A 19,944-nucleotide genomic window follows, 5' to 3' on the forward strand; every position below is an offset into this window, starting at 1 on the left:
TCTCGCTCCCGAACGACCAGCTATGACCGACTGGGCAACGCTGTTCGAACGGGCCGCAGGGTACGACATCGACCGCGAGCGGATTCTCGCGACGGCCGACGACCTCGAGGGTGAGCGTGAAACCGACGAACAGGAGGAAACCGATGGCTGAACGAGAAGTGGACCAACCGAATCCCGCCCGCGTAGTGGCCGATGCAGCGGTGCTCGCCGAAGACCTGTTCATCGACGGCGACGCCCGCAAAGCCCTCGATCACGTCCGCCGACACGACTGGGTCGAACTTGTGGCGAGCGATCACCTGCTCGAGCGCACGGAGCGACTCGTAACGGCGCTCGCAGACGCTGACCTCGCGGCTGCGCATCGGGAGCGACTCGAGGCCGAGCGCGTTGCGGTCGAGCACCCGCCGGAGGACCACCCGGCGCTGGCGTCGGCCTACCGCGGCGAGGCGGCGCATTTGCTCAGCAACGACGACGGGCTTGGGTCGGCGAAGGCGGGTCTGTCGATGCAACCGCATCTCTCGGTGAGCGTCCGCCCGCCGGATGCGTTCTCGCTGCTGTTCGATTCTGAAAGTTTGTACAAGGCGGTCGAAGGCGGCGAGTATCCGGGGCCGGACCGCGACCCACGAGCCTAAGGGTGACCGATTCGTTCAGGCTGGTTTTTTGGCGTCGATGCGCGCGGAGACAATCGGCAAGTCCTCGGTCCACTCGCCTTCGACCGTAATCGAACCATCGACAAATCCAGCGGCTGCGAGCCAGCGCTCGAGTTCGTCAATCGTTGCTGCACCGCCAACGCAAGCGTCGATTTTCTCGGGGTCGTCTCGAACCGCTGGGGGCAACGGCTCTGTTGCAACGAGGTCAGAAATCGCCAGCTTCCCGCCAGGACGAAGGACTCTGAAGGCCTCCCTGAATACCTGTGGCTTCGCCGACGAGAGGTTGACAACGCAGTTCGAGAGGATGACGTCGATAGTCTCGTCGGCCACCGGCAGGTGCTCAATCTCACCGAGACGAAACTCGACGTGGTCAAACTCGCTCTCTCGAGCGTTCTCACGGGCTCGGTCAATCATTTCGGGTGTCATGTCGACGCCGATTATCTGGCCCTCGGGGCCGACTTCCTGTGCCGCGAGGAAGCAGTCGAACCCGCCACCAGAACCGAGGTCGAGGACGGACTCTCCCTCCTCGAGCGCAGCCACTGCGACCGGGTTACCGCAGCCGAGTCCAAGGTTCGACCCGTCGGGTGCTTCCTCGAGGTCGTCGCCGTCGTAACCGAGTGCCAGAGAACGAGATTCGTCGGCGACGGGGTTCGCGTTTGTGCTTTCGTCTCCGACCGTTTCGTTTTCGGATGCCGTCGAACACGAGTGATCGTCTGGTGCGTCTGTCTCACAGCAGCCCTCGCCAGTCGACGCGAGGCTGGCGTATGTTTCGCGGACACTTGCACGCCGATCCGTTGAGTCGTCGTTTGTGGATAAATATGTCATAAATATTGTATGTGTCGGTTACGAATCGGTCGGGACATCGACAGCGACTGCGATATCGAGGAGTTCGAAGACCGCTGTATCAGCGACTCGGTAGTACGTCCACTTGCCTTTCTTGCGAGTCTTGACGAGTCCGACTTCTCGAAGCGTTCGAAGATGCGTTGCGACCGTCGACTGGGGTGCCTCGAGGACGACCTGTAACTCACAGGCACAGAGTTCACCGTCCCGAAGCGCCTCAAGCAGTCGAACGCGATGCTCGTTCGCGAGCGCGCCGAAAACGGTCGCCTGCGTCCCAACTGCGTCATCAGCCGGGCGTCGTTCTGCAAGGCCCGCGATTGGGTCCGAATCGGCCTCGTCGTACAATTGCTCGAGGGTTTGGCACGCATCCTCGAGCGTGTCGGGCATGTTAGTGTCCTTCGTCATATTTGGATTTCCAGATTTGATTGGTAGCCAGCAGTGACTTCATTGGGCTGTATATCGACGGCTTGTCGATAGCTGGTCTCGGATTAGCCTATACATTGATACACCGACGTGATCGTAACAAATCTAGTATCGAGTTTTCACGATATAAGTATTTCGCAGAGGCAGATGAGGGGCGCTCAAAACGTGATACGATGGTCTAACGGAGCAAGAGACGCTGACCAATCGACAATGTCCGATGCGAGGTACTTAGTCCTGCGTCGCGAGCCACTCCGAAAAGTCGGCGAGTGCGCGCCCGCGGTGTGAAATCGCGTTCTTTTCTTCGGTGCTCATCTCGGCGAACGTCTGGCCGTTGTACTCGAAAATCGGATCGTAGCCGAACCCACCCTCACCGCGCGGAGCGACGATTGTCCCGCTAACGCGCCCTTCGAACGTCTCCGTTCGGTCCGCATCCGCAAAGGCGAGCACCGTTTTGAAGTGTGCGCGGTTGGTCTCCTCTTCGCGGACCAGTTGCCACAGGCGCTCGAGGCCGACTGTGTCCTCGACGTAGGCCGAGTACGGCCCTGGGAATCCCTCGAGTGCGTCGATGAACAGGCCGGCATCACCGACGAGGACGGGTTCCGTATCGCCCAGTTCCTCGTAGGCTTCGCGCGCGCCGTGGGCGGCGATTTCCACGAGCGAGTTGCTCTGGATTTCGGTGTAGTCGTACTCGATCTGGGTGACAGCGGCGATCCCCTCGAGGTACGTTTCGGCCTCGCGTGCTTTGCCTTCATTGCCGGTGACGAACCGAACGAACATGCTCGAGAGGGCGCACGCCGGGCGAATATAGCCGTCGGTTGGTCCTCGCGAGAGGAGCTCAGCGCCGAAGGCGTCGTTGCACCGCACGACAGACGACGGTGAACACCAGCGTATTCGTCGCGAGACTCGAGCACAGCAGGAACAGGTTACGCCGTTCGGTCCACTCGATTCGCTCCGATTCGCTGGTAGCCAAGAGGGCGACGAGTTGCGAAACGATCGTGCCGGTCCAACCGACGAGCGCAAGCGCGGCTAGGGTGAGTCTGAATTGGGTCACACGTACCGATACTGGACAAACCAATATAACAGTAAGTAGCACAGTCGTATCGAAAGGTAGTTACCATCCGAAATATGTGATACAGAATGAATGAATCGGCGACGATTCCTCGCAGGAAGTGGTACGTACTCAACCCTGATGTTGGCCGGGTGTGTTGAGGAATTCGTGAGGAGCAGAGACGAAGCGATTGATCGAAGCGAAAATCCGGATTCGATCGTACGCGGAACGGAGCCGCAGTTGTCGCCGGGCGAAGAAGCGACGCTCACAATTGACGCAACGGATGTCTCACGGATTTCGTTTGAAATGGCTCGGAGCTTTGGTGGCATCCACTATTCGTTCAATCCTCAAGAGTTCTCGCCGCCGCCGGACGAACGAGACTTCTCGTTTTCGCCGACGTGGTACTGGTCAACACCCGAGTCAGTGACAGTAGAAATCGACGTTCAGGTCAGCCACGATGCAGCGCCTGGTGAGTATCAGTATTCAATTGAAGCACAGGAGGCAGACAGTGCTGATCCAGTAACAGAAGACTTTCACATTACAATTCTGGAAGACTGATCCGGTACTATTGAAACGGCCGCGAACTCCTGACTCAAGCCACGGGAGGACGACGAATTCGCCGCGACAGCCGATTCTTTCACCCGTGAAGTAATGGTTCATCGTATGAGTACGACAGAGCGCGTCCGACTCGGCGCCGTCGGACTCGGATTCATGGGCCACGCACACGCCACGAACCCCGAACAGTTCGGTCACGAGGTCGTCGCGGGTGCGGACGTCGTCGACGAAACTCGCGAGGAGTTCGCAGCGATGTACGACGCGGAGGACCTCGACGCGGTCGCCGTCTCCACCCGAACGCCTTCCACGAGGAGAGCGTCGTCGCCGCCTTAGAGCGGGGCTACGATGTCTTCTGCGAGAAGCCACTGGCGAACGGCCTCGAGTTGTAATAACGGAACGTAATTACCGCTCGGAAATTATTGACGTTCTAGCATGAATCGTCGACAGTTTCTCGCCGGGAGTACTGCGAGTGCGCTATTGATGGTACCCGGGTGTAGTCACAGACTCATCGAGAACACCGGCGGAACGGACAGTGAAACCTCCAACGCGGACTCGAGCATCCAGGGAGCCGAACCACAGTTGACACCGGGTGAGGAAGCAACGCTCACGCTCACCGCAACAGATGTCTCGAGTCTGACGTTCAATCTGCCAGACAGCATCGCCGGGATCAACTATTCGTTCAATCCCGATGGGATCTCACCGACTCCGGACAATATAGACTACTCGTATCCTCCCGGGTGGTCCTGGGAGAACCCAACGTCTGTCGACCTCGAAATCCCTATTTCGGTCAGCCACGATGCTACTCCCGGCGAGTACCAGTATTCGCTCGAGAAAGAACAGACGGACGACGACGAACCAGTAACAGAGACGTTCCAGATTACGATTCTCGATGACGCGTAGCCGCTGAACACACTCGCAGATACCGCCTCGAGTGTTCGCCGCGACACCTACTACTTTGAGGAGTGATGTACTCGTTCCTCGTATGGCTACACAGACGGAGACTGTCAGGCTTGGTGTCGTTGGCCTCGGATTTATGGGGCAAACTCACGCGACGAATGCGACGGATCTCGGCCACGAAGTCGTCGCGGGTGCGGACGTCGTCCCCGAAACACGCGAGGAGTTCGCCCAGTCCTTCGGCGCGACGACCTACGAGGACGTTGCGGCGATGTACGACGAGGAAGCCCTCGACGCGGTCGCCGTCTCCACACCAAACGCGTTCCACGAGGATGCCGTCGTCGCCGCCCTCGAGCGAGGCTACGACGTGCTCTGTGAGAAGCCACTCGCAAACGACCTCGCGAGCGCCGAACGGATCGCTGCGGCGGCCGCGGACTCGGATGGCTTCTGCATGGTGAACTTCCACAACCGCATCTCGACCGCGACGGAAGTGTTCAAAGACTACCAGCGGGAGGGCCACTTCGGCGAGATTACCCACGTCGACGCGAACTACGTCCGCCGCCGAGGAATCCCCGGTGTCGGCTCGTGGTTCACCGAAAAAGCGCTCTCCGGCGGCGGCGCGGTCGTCGATATCGGCGTCCACGCCATCGACTTCGCGCTCTATCTCATGGACTACCCCGACGTCGAGGACGTCTTCGCAGTCACCCGAACCGAATTCGGCCACCGCGAGGACTACGTCGACCCCGGTGACTGGTACGACGAAACCGAGGACGCCGTCTTCGACGTCGAGGACTCCGCCACCGCGATGATCCGGTGTGCCGACGACCGAACGATTTCGCTCGAGGTCACCTGGGCGGCCAACCAGCCCGGAACACAGGAGTTCGTTGCGCGCGGCACCGAGGCTGGCGCGACACTCGATCTCGGTGGCGAGGAGTTGACGATGTTCCAGAGCGGAACCCAGGGCACTGACCATACGCTCGATGTGACGCTCAGCGACGGTGCAATTGACCGCACCGGGTGGGAGGGCAGCGACGAGCGCTTCCTCGAGGCCGTCGCGGCGGGCGAGGCTCCTGAACTGAACACCGTCGATCAGGGCCTGACTGTCCAGCGCGTCATCGATGCGATCTATCGCTCCGCCGAAGCAGGCACGTCAGTATCTGTCGAATAACTATCGAAAAGCAAAGATAGATTGCCTTAGCGCTGTGAATCGCGCAGAATCAGCGGGCCAATCGCGAGCGTCCGTTTCGCAGCTGTTGCGACCCGCATGATGTAGGTCGTCAGGAGGAAGAAGGGGATAAGCGTGAACGTAAACGTCACGGCGACGAGCCAGAGCAGAACCTCGACGCCGAGGATTGTGCCGGTAATCGTCGTCGTGTCGACGAACGTCATCATCATCCCGGAAACGAGCAGCGCAGGAATCGCCGCATAGAGAATGTACCGGGAGAGGTTGATGAGTTCCCACTGGAAGTACAGCGTCTTGATGTGCTCGCGTGCGGGGCCGAACATGGCGAACGACGAGCGCAGATCGTCGAGTGCCTCGTCCTGTTCTTCATCAATTACGTCGCCGTAATCGGCTTTGAGCCGCTCGATCTGGAAAATCTTCCACGAATAGTTGTAGTCCATCGACGCATAGACCACGTCGAACGTCCCGAACGACGCACCGTCTAATTCCTCGCGGACGGTCTCAGCGTTGCCCACGATGCTGTCGACGAACTCGTTGACCTCGTCTTTGAGATCGTCGTTATCGGTGCGTTCGATTTCATCCTCGAGTGCTTCGGCTCGCACCTGTGTCGCATCGACGATTTCGCGCAGAAACGCGGAGGGATCAGCTGGCGCTGGTTTGTCGGTCAACTCCTGAATGTACGATCGAAAGTCGAGTGTCTCACTCATTCGGGTTCGTTGCTCACCGAGCGGGCCGTTTTCCTGCGAGATGATGAGCTGGCTGATGGTGACGACCAGTGTGACACCGGTGATCAGCGAGCCGATCATCTGGGCGTACAGCGACTCGATAACGTTTCGGTCCTGCAACAGACCCGAGAGCGTCGGATCGAGTAGGGCTCCGAGCATGAACAGGACGAAAAACGAGAGCGCGAGGACGCCCGTGACGAGCAGGCGGTTCGCACCAACGAGCACCCATAGTTTGGCCCGGCTCTCGTCGGCTCGCTCGCGCATCGTGTCTTCGGTCGAGACCTGATCGTCGCTCTCACTCATCGCTGTCACCGCTTTTCGGCCGCTTAAAGACGAGATACTTTGTCCCGCCACCGGTGTACTCTATCGTCGTCACCAGTTCCCAGCCGTCCGCTCCGAGGTCGTTCAACTGCGTCGTCGGATCTTTCGCCTCCTCCATCGTCGCCTCACGAGGCGGACGAAGCGTCCGGTACTCCCAGATCGTCTGGCGAGATGTCTCCATACCGGTCCTATCACGAATCCGTAAAAAAGCGTTCGCGTTGCCTGTGAACGACTGCGACTCGAGTCAGTTCCGAGCTATGGCCCGCTCGAGTCGGTGCCAGTCTTACTCGTCGTCGACGATGACTTCGACTGGCTCGTCTTCGGTTTCGGTCTCCGCAGCGCTGGCCGAACTCTGTTCTTGCTGCCAGAGGAGGATACCGGCAACGGCGAGGACGATCCACGAGCGCCAGTTTGCCAGATTCAGCGTGTAGCCGATGCCGAACGGTTTTTCGACGAGCATGCCCTCGCCGGGTTCCCAGTGGGCCGAGAGCATGCGGCTGATGCTTGGGCGTTCGAAATTATACGGCACACCGAGGATCTCACCGGAAGTCGGTTTCTCTGCCATGTGCGCCGATACGTCCTCCCCTCCCAAGAGTATTGTGTGCTCGTCTCGACGGACGAGAGCCAGTTGGCCGATACGTAAACAAGGCTCGACGACCGACGAGTAGCCGCCGGGTAGGGTACCTACGGCTCCGCGACGTACCGACCCCGACCCTCAACGTCTGTGAGGCGCTCGAGGACGCGTTCCTCGCCGACCTCGAGATACCCCTCGCGAACCGCCTCGCGCAGGGGGTCGGGGTCGGCCGCGGTGCCGACGAGACTTTGATCGAAGACGTGCAGGTCCATAGCGTAGTCCTCGACGTGATCGGTGTGGTAGCCGAGGCCAAAGTCGATGAGATAGGTACGTTCGCCATTGTGCTCACGGACATCGTCCGTTCGCTCGTTCGGCGGCGCTACGCGCCGCCCCACCCTGACATTGCGCGTCGTCGGATCGCCATGCACGAAACCGGCGGTGTGGAGGCGAGCGAGGTGTCGCCCGACATCACGGACGGTGGCGGGCGTCAACTGCTCGCGGAGGTCACACTCGCCGACGTACTCGAGTTCCAGTCTGGCGTCCGTCGCATCCACATCCGAGAGCACCGGCGTTGGCACGCCCTCGCGACGGGCGAGTGAGGTGAGTCTGGCCTCGAGTCGGGTTCGCTCGGTTCGCAGGCGCTCGTCGAGTTGCGGGTGACGGTAGGTTTTAGCACGGCGACGCTTCGTGACGCGGCCGGTGTCTGGCTCGAGGGCGACGAGTGCTTCGGCACCGCGGACCTGCTGGTCGCCGTCGCTCGCGCTGCGACCGAGCGTGACGCCCGACTCATCGTCTCTCCAGGTTACCGGCACCTGATCCGGCCGGAAGTTCGGATCGACACGCGAGTCCTCGAGTGCGAGCGTATCGCCTGCGTCGTACATTTTTGCGCCGAGAACGGCGATCATACCCGCGTTATCGCGCAGGAATCGGGGTTCGGGCGCGTGAAAGTCGGCACCCCGTTGGTCGCACATCTCCTCGAGCATCTCTCGGAGTCGGCCGTTCTGGCCGACGCCGCCGCCGAGGACGAGTTCGTCGCTGCCGGTCAGCGAAAGCGCGCGCTCGGAGACTTCGGTGAGCATGCTGAAGATTGTCTCCTGCAAGGAGTAGCAGATGTCCTCGACTGCAGTCCCATCGTCATACTGCTGCTTCGCCGCGCTCATGATGCCCGAAAATGAGAAGTCCATCCCTTTGACGACGTACGGAAGGTCGACGTACTCGCCGTCTTTCGCGGCCGCTTCGACTTTCGGGCCGCCGGGGTGGGACCAGCCGACATGGCGCGTGAACTTATCAATCGAGTTGCCGACGCCGGTGTCCATCGTCTCGCCGAGCACCTGATATCGGCCGTTTCGGTAGGCCAACAGATGGGCGTTCGCTCCACTCGCGTTCAGACAGACGGGTGAGTCGAATCCCGACGTATGGCGACCGATCTCGAGGTGGGCGACCATGTGATTGACCCCGACGAGGGGGACCTCGAGCGCCTGAGAGAGTGCTCGAGCAGCCGTCCCGACGATGCGCAGGCATGGCCCAAGTCCGGGGCCGCGCGAGAAGGCAACGCAGTCGACGGGGGACTCATCGGCGGGTCGATTGGTAGTATCGCGGGCGTGCTCGAGGGCGGATTCGACGACCTGTGGAATCGCCTCGTGCATGTGCTCGGCGGCCTCGCGTGGATGGATGCCGCCGCTTTCGGGTTGATAGGCGTCGCTCTCGATGAATACGTCGTCGCTTTCGGCATCGGAGACGGCTGCGCTGGCTGCCCAGGCCGTTCCTTCGATACCGAGAACGCGGGTGTCAGAACTCACAGTGTATGAATTGTGTATTGAACAGTGAGAGAACGAGCGAACGAGGCGCGTTACAACGGGAGCAAACAGGATTGTTCACGTCGTCCCGTCGGGACCTCTCGCTGCGCTCGAGTCGGCGTTATTCCCACTCGGTGTAGCTGCACTTCCCGCAGTGTTTGCGGTCGCCGTGGTCGGCGAGGTAGGAGTCACCGCAACGTGGGCACTGTTCGCGGTCGGTGCTTCCATCGTCGTTGTAGAGTTCGTGGCGTGCCATCTTAGGCTTCCTCCGCTTCGGCGTCTGCGTCTGCGTCGTCGGCAGCACCGATCTTGTTTCGCTCGAGCATGTGGTCTTGCTCGACGTCGCGGGCGTGGTCTGCGGTGTCGTAGACCTTGGCCTGGCCGACGGTTTTGCGCATGCCGAATTTGGTCTTGAGGCTGCGGATGACGACTTCGTCAGCGTTCTTGTTCAGCTTCGCTGCGAGGCTGTCTCGGACCTGCAGACGCTCTGGGGTGGCGTCCTCGTGGGTTAGTTCGAAGGTAACGTCCGTTCGATGCAACATGGGGTTCTCCGATTCGGAAACGATGTCGACGTCCATGATATCACTCAGTTACTCTACTATCCCCCTGTAGCGCCTAAAAGGATTTCGAACCGGTCACCGTCGTCTCGAGTCCGTGCTGGCTCACGAAGTCACTAGCAAAGGCGGATACATCAATCGAAAAACATACACCACCGATTGCGAAACTGATTGTCATGCCCTCCAGACGACAGGTTATCGCCAGCGGTGGCCTCTCGCTCGTGGCGATTGCAGGCGGCGCTCGAGCAGTCGACGGGCCGATATCGATTGCGGCTGGCTCCGACTTCGACTGGCCGATGGCGCGATTCGACGCCGCCGGAACCGCAACTAATCCCGACGCCTCGGGACCCGTCGAGGGCCCCCAAGTCAAGTGGGAGCGAGACCTCGACGCGAGCGTCAAGGGGCCGGCACCGGCGACGCTGGTCGGCGACACGCTGTTCGTCGTCGGCCGCAGTTCGATCGCCGCGCTCGACCGAGAGACCGGCCGCGTCCGCTTCGAACGCGACGGCTACTCCTATCTCTCGGCGCCGACGGTCGCCGAGGCGAGCGCCTACCGTACGCCGACGCTGGCGATTACCGGTAACGAGGGGGTCTACGGGTTGAGTGCGGGCGGTGGCTACGGCGCGGGAGAATTCAACGTCGGACTCCAGCGGTGGCACGCACCCGGTTCGCCGCCGCCGATTCGAACCAGCGCCAATCCCCACGAACCCTCGCCCGTCGCGGCCGACGGAACGATCTACGCCGCGATTCCCGACTCGAACCGGATCGTCGCGCTCGACTCGAGCAGCGGCCGCCTCGAGTGGGAGTACGCGACCAACGAGCGATCGGGCGGCGTGAACCGGCCGGCGGTCCGCGACGGAACTGTCTACGTTACGACCCGACCGGACCACGTCGCGGCACTCGACGCCGCGACCGGCGACATCCGCTGGACGACGCTCGTCGAGCCGCTCGAGCCCGAGCGAGAACACGACTACCGTCAGTGCAACCCACCGACGGCGACAGAACGGGGACTCGTCGTTCCGAGCCGTCGCGCGGTTACGCTGCTCGATCCCGACGACGGCTCGATCGAGTGGGAGTACGTCCACGACGGCGCGGCGAGCGACGGGAGCGTCGCGGTCGCCGATGGGACCGTCTACGCGACAGACGGCGAGGACGAACTCCACGCGATCGACATCGAGACCGGGGAGCAACGGTGGACGGCCGAGTACGCCCACGACGTCCATCCGGTGGTCGCCGACGGCGTCGTCTACCTCACCTACTTCTGGCTGTACGATCTCGTCGCGATCGATGCCGAGTCGGGCGAGCGCCGGTGGACGTACGAACTCGAAGCCGGGCCGTCTCAGCCGATCGTTGGCGACGGCGTCCTCTACGTCGTCGCCCACAACCGCATCGTCGCGTTGGAGGAGGGACAATGACGGCGAGACGTTCGCCGTCGGAATCCAGGCAGGGGCGCGACAGCCACCGTACACGCGGGATCGTTTCGCGATCCCTGGCACGCCTCCGTCGCGATCCGTTCCTGCTGGTTCCGTTCGCGCTCGCGGGCGTCGTCCTCGCGATCCTCGATTTCCTCCACCGGGGCGATCCAGTCCCGGCCATCGAGCACGGCGGACTCGGCGAGCACACGGTCAATGTCGAGTACGCCGGCTACCCGACCGGTCTCCGTCAGGCGACCGTCCCGCTCGAGTCGCTGCTCGGTCTCGAACTCCCCTACCTCCTCTGGGGTGGCGGGCTGTACGTGCTCGGACTGCTTGCCGTCACCGTCGCGGGAGCCGTCACGATCCGGCGCGCGCTGACCGGCGAGACGAGCATCGATATCGACGCCGTCACCTCGCTGTTCGGCTTCGTTGTCGCGATGGATCTCCTCCAGCGCGCTCTCGGCTCGGTCGACCTCCTGCAGGGAATGGGACTACTTCTCGGAATCCCTGTCCTCGTGCTGTACTTCTACGTTATGGTCCGGCTGTTCGTCACCCCCGGGTTGCTCGTCGCGGGCTGGGGACCCCGAGCCGCGATCCGTGGGAGCGACCGACTGACGACGGGGGCGGGCTGGTCGATTGCCGGCGTCGTCGTCCTGCTCGGCGTCGCGGCGTGGCTGCTCGGGAGCGTCCCTGCTATCGGGGCGTTTCCGAGCACTGCCGTCGTCGCTCCGATCCACGCTGTCGCCATTGTCTCCGTCCTCGAACGCAAGAACGTCGCCGGCACCCTCGCTGGCTCGGATCGATCCGACGGCGGTTAATCGTCAATCACTGCCAATCCGCGGGGCGTCTGGCTCTCGAGGGCGTCCGCCCAGTCAATGTTGACCGGTGACCAGCGGTCGCCGAAATCATCAGTGACGAATAGACCCTGATTGTTGACGCCATAGACGACGCTTCCGGACTCGGCGGCAGCCTCAGAATCAGCCGCTGTGGCTGGCGCGTCGAACACCGTCCGGACGACGCCATTACCCATCGGAATCCCGCGGTCATCGAGTCGAATCCACTCCTCGTCATCCTCGCGCCGATAGACGTACGACTCCGCGGTTTCGGCCGTGTGCGCACTCGAGGCCCCGCTTGCACTCGAGAGGAGCACCCGCTCCGGATCGGCGGGGTTTGGGACGACACTCCAGCAGTAGGTGTGCTCGAGGCCCTGCTGTGGCTGTCGCCAGCGCTCGCCGCCGTCGTCGCTTTCAGCGTAGCCATCGCCCGCCGCCGAGTAGACGCGTCCCTCGCGGTCGGGGTGGGTCGACAGACTGTGATTGTCGCGACGCGACCCCTCGGGGCGTTCGTGCCACGTCTCGCCGCCGTCCGTGCTGTAGACGAACGCGCCAGCCTCGACGCCGACGTACAGCCGGTCGGGATCGAACGGGTCCACCTCGAGCCAGCGAACGTGGTGGGTGTGCGGGCGCGGCGGGAAGTACCACTCCGATTCGGAGGGAAGGTCGATCAGTCCCTCGAGGTGGCTCCAGGAGTCACCGCCGTCCGTGCTGCGGTAGATGCGACTGGGTTCGGTTCCCGCGTAGAGCACATCGGGGTCGTGCGGGCTAATCGCGAGCGACATCACGGTCTCGCTGACGAAGTCGGTCTCGAGGCGTTCGAACGTCTCGCCGCCGTCAGTACTGCGAAAGAGTCCGTCTTCGAACGTCCCAACAAATACCCGCTCGGGCGCACCGGGCGAGACGGCAACGCACTCGAGGTTGTGACCCTCGAGTCGCGTCTCGGTCGTCCAGTCGGTCGGTACGGCTCCGGGCCCACGACAGACGAGCAATCGGTCTCGGAGTGCAGCGTGAACACGCATCATACCCAGCTACGGGCTACTCGTACAAAGACAGTTGGTTGTCACGTGCTACGAGTGCGAGAAAACGGGCTTCGAACGCGCTACCGCGAAATCGATTTCGAGCCGTCTTTGACGACCGATTCGACCTCTTCGGCAGTGAGCAGCGCAACGTCACCCGGAATCGTCCGTTTCAACGCGGCAGCAGCGGAGGCGTAGTCGAGTGCGGTCGGCACGTCATCGCCCTCGAGTCGGCGGGCAATGAACGTCCCCGTGAACGCGTCGCCGGTGCCAATCGGCGAGACGGTGTCCGTTTCGTAGACCTCCTGCTCGTGGACAACGTTGTCGTGCCAGCCGATTGCGCCCTCCGAGCCGCGGGTGACGATGACGGTCTCAAAGTCATACTGCGAGCCGAGGTTGTGTGCGATCTGACGTGGGTCGCCCTCGAGCCCGAGGACGTTCTGGGCGTCTCGAGCGGCGATGACGAGCACGTCGATGCCTGGGAAAAACTGGGTCAGCGTCTCCGTTGCCTCCTTGGGCGACCAGAGTTTGGCGCGGTAGTTGAAATCGAAGGCCGTCGTCGTGCCGCCCTCTTTGGCTGCTTTCAGGAGGTTCATCGTCGTCTCGGCCAGCGTCGGCGAGAGCGCAGGCGTGATTCCCGTCGTGAAAAAGACTGTCGCGTCACGAATCAGATCGAGGTTCAGTTCGCGCGCCTCTGCCGTCGTAATAGCGGCGTCTTCCCGGTCGTAGATGACGTTCGTGCCGCGTGGCTCGCCAGCCTGTTCCATGTAGTAGGTCCCCTGCCGACCGCGATGGCACCACGAGACATCGGTTTCGATGCCGTACTGGCGGAGTTTACCCACGACCTGTCGCCCGAGCGGGTTCTCCGGCACTTTCGACATCCAGGTCGCCGGCGTTCCGAGTCGCTGGGCTGCGATTGCGACGTTGCTCTCGGCACCGCCGACGTGAACTTCGAACTCCTCTGCATCCTCGAGGCGCTCGTCTTTCCCCGGCGAAAACCGCAGCATCGTCTCTCCGAACGAGACAAGCTCACTCACGGCACATCCCTCCGATGCTGAATCGGTCGGTCATATCCCGATACACGAACGGGTGTGGTATAAGTCGTACCGGTCTCGTTGGAATTACCCGGTTTTGACTCGAGAAATAGTCTCGCTCAAGCGCGCGTTGTCCGCTCGTCTCATACGGTTTACTGTCCGTCAGTTCCGGTGTAACCGCGACCGGGCGGCGGTTGCACCGGTAATCGGTACAGCAATCCGTCTCACTCACAGATCGAGTGACGGCGCTGCGGTCACGACCAGTTCCTCGCCTCGGTCTTCGAACTCGAGGGCAACGTCGAACGTCTCGAGTAACTCCCGACTGGCTCGCACGTGATCAGTTACGGCCGGAATCCGAACACGTCCGCCCGCGAGCGCGAGGAAGACGAGCAACTGGTCGCCCAGGTGTTGGTCGACTGCCGCCTCGCGCTCGAGGAACCGATTCGCCTCGTCGGCAGCAGTCTCACCGATGCGTTCGGCTGGAACGCCGCGCTCACCAAGCGCAGCAAATCCCGCGACGCCAGTCCCGTAATCGAGTCGAATGACGAGTGCCGATCCGGGTGATGGACTCGGCGCGGTTGTTTCGTGGCGCTCGAGAGCGGGCGCGTCCTCGCCGAGTTCGAGCCGCGCGAGTGCACCCTCGAGTTGGCGATGTGCCACGTCTCGGTCGGCCAGCGATTCGGATTCAGTCGAATAGAGTTGCACGATCTCGAGTGGACCGCGTCGCTCGAGGTCAAGTGACTCGAGTTGTGCGGGGCCGAGATGGAGCGTTGCCTGCCCGCCGCCGTTCGGATAGAAGCCCCGGCGGTCGACCTCACAGGCTGCGACGAGGCCGAATCGCCGAAGGAGTGGCAATTTGATTTCGCGAAAGTAGTCGAGCGGTGGCGACCACTCGACGTCCGTCCCACCGGTGGCTGTCACCCGCAGCGGTGACTCGAGGATCGGTGCGAGTGGAAGCAACGCGTCGAACAGCAGGGTAACACTCCCCGCAGTGTTGATATCGACCTCGTACTGGCCGCCCTCGAGTCGAGGCGAGCCGTCGGGGCCAGTGCTCGAGGGAGTCGGATCGAACCTCACCGTCTCTGCGCCGAGTTCCGCACCGTCGATTTCGGCGTCACAGACCGCAGCCATAGTCTCGAGAACGGCCAGATGCTGATGGCGAAGACCCGGTTTTGGCCGGTCACCGCGGACGTTCTCGATCCGAATCGACTCGTTTCGCAAGACTGCGAGGCCGAGCGCCGTCCGGAGGAACTGCCCGCCAGCGTCCGCACCGTCGAGGACGTGGGTCGGCTCGCGTGTACTCGTCATAGGAGTTCGTACGGACTCGAGGCCCCTACCGGTATCGGGATGCACTCGAGTCAATCGCTCGTTCTGCTCGTGTGTCCAGCCACGCAATGGGCGTCTACGGATGTAAATACAGCTTAGGAAATGGTAGACGTCCAACATTATGGCCATCTGCCCCTTACAATGAGGTGACTCGAAACCGCAGCCTATGGCACTTGATCGGCTAGTGGCGTGCTACTCGAGTGAAGGGCAGATTGAGAGCGAGAGCGGACGAAATAGCACCACAGCCGACCGATATTGCAGCAATCTCTGGTTTTCAATAGGACATATTCGATGAAACTGGACGAAGAGTCAGTTCTCATCTCGGATTGGAGTGTGAAAGCTCCATTACAGCTTATCATCGGTGTCAACCCATGGCTGATACGGTTCGTTGTAGTTCGGTACCAGTGATCACTCTAACCACGTGGTGGTCGTCTAACACGTTACAACGAGCTGTACGACGCGGGGTGAGTGTCACCCAGATTACTATGAGAGATGAGAGCACTTCCAGTCACCGACGTCACATCCTCCGAACAGCCGGCGTAGTCAGTCTCGGCGCAATTGGAATCTCCGGTACTGCGGCTGCCGGTCGTCAACAGGATGGAAAGGCAAAGGGCGAACCCGAGGACAAACCGAAACAGAAGCAGAAAAAAGACGAGCCGAAGGCTGAACCCGAAGGCAAGCCCAAGCAACAGGAGAAACCGAAAAAGGACGAGCCAAAGGCCGAACCCGAAGGTAAGCCAAAACGGACGCAGAAGAAAAAAGATGAGCCGAAGGCTGAACCTGAAGGGAAACCGAAACGGAAGGAGAAACGGAAAAAGGGCGAACCGAAGGCCGAACCCGAAGACAAGCCAACGCGGAAAAAGAAACGCAAAAAGGACGACACAGCCTGTCCGGACGACGACGATACCGTCGTTCAGGCCGGTGATGTCTCCATCGCAAAGAACGACAACGGCACCAGAGTCGAGACCAGTAACACGCGCGTCGAATCCTGCGACGGAGAGCGCAGTATTACCACGGGCGAGTGAGATGTCCCGTCCATTTTTTGTCTGACCGCCACACGGACCACGTCGACGCCAACTCGAGCGGTGTCACTGGCGTCCGATGCCCCGTCGCAAAATACCAAGTCTGGTGGTTTTTATACCGATCAGCACACTCTACTGACTATGCAGACCCACATCGTTCCGGTCGGCTTCGACTACGACCGGCTGATCGCGCCCCTCGTCCGCGATCAGATCGACGTCGAGCGCGTCATCTTGCTCGAGGGAGCCGTCGGGAGCGAGGCCAACGTCGAGTACTCCCGGCATCTCTCGGAGAAACTCGAGACGGACTTTCGAAACTTACTGGGCGCGAGCACTGAGCGATTCATTCTCGAGGATGTCTACGACTACGACGAGGCGTTCGAGCAGGCCTACGACCTCATCACGGCCGAACTGGACCGCGGCAACGAGGTCTGGGTTAACGTCGCCGCAATGCCTCGAACGGTGAGTTTCGCGTTCGCGACCGCCGCCAACTCGCTGATGGTCGAACGCGAAGACGACCGCGAGCAGATCCACACCTACTACACGGCTCCCGAGAAGTACCTCGAGACCGAACTCGCTGAGGAACTACGTGAGCAGATCGCCTTGCTCGAGGACCTCAAGGACGAACGCGACGCAGCCGACGATATTATCGACGACGAACGGATCGACACCCGTCTCGAGAGCGCCCGCGATCTGCTCTCGGAGTTCGACGAGCGCGGGACGACGATTGGCGCAAAAGAGATCGACGGCCGCCACATCGTCGAGTTACCCGTCGCTTCGTTTTCGAACGTCAAGCCCTTCGAGGAGCTAATTCTCTACAAGTTAGGCGAGGACGGTGAGTTTGACTCCGTCTCCGAACTCGCAGAATCGCTCTCGAGCGAGCTCAACGAGGAGTACACCGACAGTTTCCGCTCGAAGGTCATCTACAACGTCGACCGGCTTGGCCCGGGCGGCAAGGGCTACATCGAGCGCGAGGAACACGGCAAATCGTATCGGACGCGCCTCTCGCGTATCGGCGAGTTGTGGGTCCGTGCACACTCGGACGGCCCAGGGTCGCCGTAACGGACGTTTCTCCACTGCCGATTCCCCCAGTCAGACGAGGCCGAACACCGTCGCCAGAATTGCGATATTGAGGCCGACGAACCCGATAGTGAAGATAACAGCCGAGAGCGCGTACACCGCCGGTCCCGAGAGAATGCGGTGCTCGAGGTCGCGAAAGCCTTGCGTCCGCAGGTTGTGCCAGCCGAAGGCATCGACGAGCGCCCAGTAGCCGTCGCCCTCGATGAGGGGGTTCAGGACGAACAGCGCGCGTGCGGCGATGAGAAGTGCCAGAAAGCCGAAGATGGGCTGACCGGGGACGATGACGAACGCGACGGCGAAGCCAGTCGCGACGAGCAGGTCGACGAACGGGCCGGCGAGACTGATCCAGAGGCGCACGTTTCGCGGGCAGCGCCAGGCGTCGGTCGTCCGCGTGATGATTGCGGGAATAACCTTGTTCAACAGCCCGATTCGAAGCTGTGGGTCGAAGTAGCGCCGACTTGGGACGTAGTGACCGAGTTCGTGGAGCGCAATCGAACCAAGGAGGATGGGCAAGACGATCAGCGCAAGTCCGAGGCCGAACTCGAGGTCAGCGGGCAACTGTCGGAGTTCGGGCCAGCGGACCGCAAGACAGCCGACGAGCAGTGTCGCTGTCGCGGCGACGGCGCCGAGTCGCGGCCACAGTCGAATATCCGGCGGCGGCTGCTCGTGGACAATTTCGCCGCCGGGCTCGAGGTAGCCCTCAGAAGCCAGTAACACGACCGTCTCGCGGACGCGCTCGTCGTGGTCGGTGGGGTCACTCGAGCCAGTCGCGATCTCACGCAGTTGCTCGAAAAAGACCGGGTGGACGCGCTTGTACGACCCCTCGTCAGTGCGCAGCCAGGTCGTGCCGTCGGTTTCTCCCCAGGTAAAGCCGAACGGCTCGCGAAAGAGCGCCTCGAGGTCGAGCGTTCGGTCGTCGGTATCGCGTGCAGCGCACATGGTTACGCTGTGGTGGAGTCCGTCTCGGTTGGCGTCGCAAGCAGATCCGCGAGCGCGCCGGCAACGTCCGTTCCCGCCTTGTCGTCGAACGCCGCGAACATCGGTGAGGGGTTTGCCTCGAGGACGGAACAGCTATCGTCGGTGTCGATCACGTCGACGCCCGAAAACGCCAATCCGAGACAGTCCGTCGCAGTAATAGCGGCCTCGGCAATCGCGGGCTCGAGCGCGGAGAGTGGAATGCGTTCGACGTCGTGGTCGGCCGTTCGATAATCGAGTTCAGTGGAGATGATTCGGGCAGCAGCAACGACCTCACCGTCGACGACGAAGACGCGGATATCCTCGCCGTCGATGTACTCCTGGAACTGAACGGGCGAGTTTGCGAGCAACGAGAGCCGGTCGTCCTCGAGATCGTCGGGCGAAAGCACCGCCGCGTGGCCGCCGCCGCTGACCGGTTTGTAGATGATTTTTCCCACTCGGTCCGCGAACGCACGCACTTCATCAGGGGTGGTCGTCGTCAACGTTTCCGGGATTGGAACGCCAGCAGCAGCGAGTCGCTCGAGTTGCCACGGCTTGCGAGTATGCAGGTCCTGCGTCTCGAGTGGGTTAACCATCCGGACGCCACGAGCCTCGAGCGAGTAGAGCATCGACTCGAGGGTCGCCTGATACTCACGGAGTTGGTTGAGCAAGGCGAATGGGTGATCCTCGAGGTCGTCTCGGTACTCGGGTAGTCGCGGGTTGAGCGCGAAGTTCCGAAGGTAGGCCGTGTGAACCTCGTCAACGCTCGTTCCGCCGACCGAGAGCCGTGTCTGGTCGCCCTGACGGTAGGTTAGCATTCCCGAACCGGGCCAGTCGTCGGCATCCCACACGCAGGTCTCGACGCCTCGCGTCTCGAGTGTACGCTCGACAGCGGCGAGTTGCGGGTCCGATCGAGGGCCAAGGAGTAACACACTCATAACGGAGTGCGTGCGCTCGATGCTAATAAATTTGTTACAATGTTTTTATTTTGGAATTATGTGTGGGATGAACGGGCAACAGATCAGAGGTTTCCAGTGCACCTTTCTTTCGCTAAAATACTATTTAACCTAATTTATTATGTGGTGTGTTTATTTGATAACGCGGCGTATCGACAACCGGCTATGAGCCACTCCAACGACCCGATACACTTCGTCGAAGACCTCGAGGAGCGATCAAACGCAACGACACTCGGCGACGTCACGACTATGGCGACGGGCGAGTGTCCGGAGAAGTGCTGGTAACTGAGACAGTCTGCAGTATCGGTGTGTCGATTTCACCGCAGGCGTTCGCGGTCGGGCCAGACTGACGGTCGGTAGGCCGTTTAGTACGGACCAGGCAGTTCCAATTCGACCGCGTCTGTCCTGTGACGAAATCGGGACAACGCTAGAACAGGCTGTGTAACCGCACACCACTCGATTCGCTTTTTTGGCCACCGGTCGTTCAGGAGACGAGAGTTCGTGTCCAATGACCAACGAGATTATTGATTGCCAACCCATACGTTTGGACACGGATGCCAACGCAGTCCGCGACGAATAGCTCGTTATTTTCTCGTGTCGTATTCATTGGAGCGGGAATAGCGACAGCACTGATAATGTCCGCTGTAGGGATTGGTGGCCTGTGGACGATCCCCGTTGTCATACTTGCTCTCGTTGTGGTTGGGGAACTCTATTTGTATCTCACCAACACCGTTTCTCGCGGAGA

24 protein-coding genes and 1 pseudogene are annotated in these 19,944 nt (G+C 61.3%); 10 read left to right on the top strand and 15 right to left on the bottom strand.

Features of this window, described 5'->3' with window-relative positions:
- Positions 1 to 22: 22 nt before the first annotated feature.
- Entirely contained in the window at positions 23 to 151 is a 129-nt protein-coding gene (locus tag G6M89_RS22540; protein ID WP_255487989.1) for a hypothetical protein, read from the top strand.
- Positions 144 to 629 (top strand): hypothetical protein, encoded by a 486-nt coding sequence (locus G6M89_RS03445; RefSeq protein WP_165160391.1) that lies wholly within the window; start codon positions 144 to 146, stop codon positions 627 to 629. The genes G6M89_RS22540 and G6M89_RS03445 overlap by 8 nt, the downstream gene beginning before the upstream one ends.
- Positions 630 to 644: 15 nt before the next feature.
- Here G6M89_RS03445 and arsM read toward each other — a convergent pair whose 3' ends face one another.
- The 4 genes from arsM to G6M89_RS03465 all read right to left on the bottom strand — a co-directional run bounded on the left by arsM (position 645) and on the right by G6M89_RS03465 (position 2,961).
- Positions 645 to 1,472: an arsenite methyltransferase gene (arsM, locus tag G6M89_RS03450; RefSeq protein ID WP_165160392.1), complete on the bottom strand. Its 828-nt coding sequence runs from the start codon at positions 1,470 to 1,472 to the stop codon at positions 645 to 647.
- Positions 1,473 to 1,490: 18 nt separating this feature from the next.
- Positions 1,491 to 1,892, bottom strand: a complete 402-nt coding sequence (locus G6M89_RS03455; protein WP_165160393.1) for a metalloregulator ArsR/SmtB family transcription factor — start codon at positions 1,890 to 1,892, stop codon at positions 1,491 to 1,493.
- A 246-nt stretch (positions 1,893 to 2,138) separates the two neighbouring features.
- The gene (locus tag G6M89_RS03460) at positions 2,139 to 2,687 is read right to left on the bottom strand and encodes an XTP/dITP diphosphatase (protein ID WP_165160394.1); all 549 of its coding nucleotides are present in this window, start codon (positions 2,685 to 2,687) and stop codon (positions 2,139 to 2,141) included.
- Positions 2,688 to 2,745: 58 nt separating this feature from the next.
- Positions 2,746 to 2,961: a hypothetical protein gene (locus G6M89_RS03465; RefSeq protein WP_165160395.1), complete on the bottom strand. Its 216-nt coding sequence runs from the start codon at positions 2,959 to 2,961 to the stop codon at positions 2,746 to 2,748.
- 165 nt (positions 2,962 to 3,126) lie between these two features.
- On the opposite strand from G6M89_RS03465, the gene G6M89_RS03470 reads away from it, so the two are divergent.
- The 4 genes and pseudogenes from G6M89_RS03470 to G6M89_RS03485 all read left to right on the top strand — a co-directional run bounded on the left by G6M89_RS03470 (position 3,127) and on the right by G6M89_RS03485 (position 5,575).
- Complete coding sequence (locus G6M89_RS03470) at positions 3,127 to 3,516, top strand: hypothetical protein (RefSeq protein WP_165160396.1); 390 nt, start codon at positions 3,127 to 3,129, stop codon at positions 3,514 to 3,516.
- 105 nt (positions 3,517 to 3,621) lie between these two features.
- Positions 3,622 to 3,896: pseudogene (locus tag G6M89_RS03475) on the top strand (Gfo/Idh/MocA family protein); the annotation flags it as partial.
- A 97-nt stretch (positions 3,897 to 3,993) separates the two neighbouring features.
- Positions 3,994 to 4,413, top strand: coding sequence for a hypothetical protein (locus G6M89_RS03480; protein WP_165160397.1), 420 nt, complete (start codon positions 3,994 to 3,996; stop codon positions 4,411 to 4,413).
- Positions 4,414 to 4,495: 82 nt separating this feature from the next.
- Positions 4,496 to 5,575 carry a Gfo/Idh/MocA family protein gene (locus tag G6M89_RS03485; RefSeq protein WP_165160398.1) on the top strand — a complete coding sequence of 360 codons (1,080 nt, stop codon included), beginning with the start codon at positions 4,496 to 4,498 and terminating at the stop codon, positions 5,573 to 5,575.
- 26 nt (positions 5,576 to 5,601) lie between these two features.
- On the opposite strand, the gene G6M89_RS03490 is transcribed toward G6M89_RS03485, so the two are convergent.
- From G6M89_RS03490 to G6M89_RS03515, 6 genes are all read right to left on the bottom strand, one after another.
- A complete protein-coding gene (locus G6M89_RS03490) occupies positions 5,602 to 6,618 on the bottom strand; it encodes a hypothetical protein (protein ID WP_165160399.1) in 1,017 nt (338 codons plus the stop codon).
- The gene (locus tag G6M89_RS03495; protein ID WP_165160400.1) at positions 6,611 to 6,817 is read right to left on the bottom strand and encodes a DUF4177 domain-containing protein; all 207 of its coding nucleotides are present in this window, start codon (positions 6,815 to 6,817) and stop codon (positions 6,611 to 6,613) included. The genes G6M89_RS03490 and G6M89_RS03495 overlap by 8 nt, the downstream gene beginning before the upstream one ends.
- A gap of 102 nt (positions 6,818 to 6,919) precedes the next feature.
- Positions 6,920 to 7,201: a DUF5808 domain-containing protein gene (locus G6M89_RS03500; protein WP_165160401.1), complete on the bottom strand. Its 282-nt coding sequence runs from the start codon at positions 7,199 to 7,201 to the stop codon at positions 6,920 to 6,922.
- Between the two features lie 119 nt (positions 7,202 to 7,320).
- Positions 7,321 to 9,009, bottom strand: coding sequence for a bifunctional N(6)-L-threonylcarbamoyladenine synthase/serine/threonine protein kinase (locus tag G6M89_RS03505; RefSeq protein ID WP_165160402.1), 1,689 nt, complete (start codon positions 9,007 to 9,009; stop codon positions 7,321 to 7,323).
- 118 nt (positions 9,010 to 9,127) lie between these two features.
- On the bottom strand, positions 9,128 to 9,262 hold the full coding sequence (locus G6M89_RS03510) for a 30S ribosomal protein S27ae (RefSeq protein WP_054862309.1): 135 nt from the start codon (positions 9,260 to 9,262) through the stop codon (positions 9,128 to 9,130).
- Position 9,263: 1 nt separating this feature from the next.
- Positions 9,264 to 9,584 carry a 30S ribosomal protein S24e gene (locus G6M89_RS03515; protein ID WP_054862308.1) on the bottom strand — a complete coding sequence of 107 codons (321 nt, stop codon included), beginning with the start codon at positions 9,582 to 9,584 and terminating at the stop codon, positions 9,264 to 9,266.
- Between the two features lie 155 nt (positions 9,585 to 9,739).
- On the opposite strand from G6M89_RS03515, the gene G6M89_RS03520 reads away from it, so the two are divergent.
- On the top strand, positions 9,740 to 10,978 hold the full coding sequence (locus G6M89_RS03520) for a PQQ-binding-like beta-propeller repeat protein (protein WP_165160403.1): 1,239 nt from the start codon (positions 9,740 to 9,742) through the stop codon (positions 10,976 to 10,978).
- Positions 10,975 to 11,796 carry a hypothetical protein gene (locus G6M89_RS03525; protein ID WP_241175195.1) on the top strand — a complete coding sequence of 274 codons (822 nt, stop codon included), beginning with the start codon at positions 10,975 to 10,977 and terminating at the stop codon, positions 11,794 to 11,796. Before G6M89_RS03520 ends, G6M89_RS03525 begins: the two co-directional genes overlap by 4 nt.
- Here the strand turns inward: G6M89_RS03525 and G6M89_RS03530 are convergent.
- The 3 genes from G6M89_RS03530 to rtcA all read right to left on the bottom strand — a co-directional run bounded on the left by G6M89_RS03530 (position 11,793) and on the right by rtcA (position 15,172).
- Positions 11,793 to 12,836 carry a hypothetical protein gene (locus tag G6M89_RS03530; RefSeq protein ID WP_165160404.1) on the bottom strand — a complete coding sequence of 348 codons (1,044 nt, stop codon included), beginning with the start codon at positions 12,834 to 12,836 and terminating at the stop codon, positions 11,793 to 11,795. The genes G6M89_RS03525 and G6M89_RS03530 overlap by 4 nt on opposite strands.
- Positions 12,837 to 12,913: 77 nt before the next feature.
- The gene (gene kdgK1 / locus G6M89_RS03535) at positions 12,914 to 13,867 is read right to left on the bottom strand and encodes a bifunctional 2-dehydro-3-deoxygluconokinase/2-dehydro-3-deoxygalactonokinase (protein WP_165160405.1); all 954 of its coding nucleotides are present in this window, start codon (positions 13,865 to 13,867) and stop codon (positions 12,914 to 12,916) included.
- 225 nt (positions 13,868 to 14,092) lie between these two features.
- Positions 14,093 to 15,172, bottom strand: a complete 1,080-nt coding sequence (rtcA, locus tag G6M89_RS03540; protein WP_165160406.1) for an RNA 3'-terminal phosphate cyclase — start codon at positions 15,170 to 15,172, stop codon at positions 14,093 to 14,095.
- A 503-nt stretch (positions 15,173 to 15,675) separates the two neighbouring features.
- On the opposite strand from rtcA, the gene G6M89_RS03545 reads away from it, so the two are divergent.
- On the top strand, positions 15,676 to 16,215 hold the full coding sequence (locus G6M89_RS03545; protein WP_165160407.1) for a hypothetical protein: 540 nt from the start codon (positions 15,676 to 15,678) through the stop codon (positions 16,213 to 16,215).
- A gap of 138 nt (positions 16,216 to 16,353) precedes the next feature.
- The gene (locus tag G6M89_RS03550) at positions 16,354 to 17,271 is read left to right on the top strand and encodes a DUF6293 family protein (protein WP_165160408.1); all 918 of its coding nucleotides are present in this window, start codon (positions 16,354 to 16,356) and stop codon (positions 17,269 to 17,271) included.
- A 30-nt stretch (positions 17,272 to 17,301) separates the two neighbouring features.
- Here G6M89_RS03550 and G6M89_RS03555 read toward each other — a convergent pair whose 3' ends face one another.
- Both G6M89_RS03555 and G6M89_RS03560 read right to left on the bottom strand, forming a co-directional pair.
- Positions 17,302 to 18,228 carry a M50 family metallopeptidase gene (locus G6M89_RS03555; protein ID WP_165160409.1) on the bottom strand — a complete coding sequence of 309 codons (927 nt, stop codon included), beginning with the start codon at positions 18,226 to 18,228 and terminating at the stop codon, positions 17,302 to 17,304.
- A 2-nt stretch (positions 18,229 to 18,230) separates the two neighbouring features.
- Entirely contained in the window at positions 18,231 to 19,181 is a 951-nt protein-coding gene (locus G6M89_RS03560; RefSeq protein ID WP_165160410.1) for a RimK family alpha-L-glutamate ligase, read from the bottom strand.
- Between the last annotated feature and the right edge of the window lie 763 nt (positions 19,182 to 19,944).

Origin of the sequence: Natronolimnobius sp. AArcel1, from assembly GCF_011043775.1 — an archaeon.
Lineage (GTDB): Archaea > Halobacteriota > Halobacteria > Halobacteriales > Natrialbaceae > Natronolimnobius.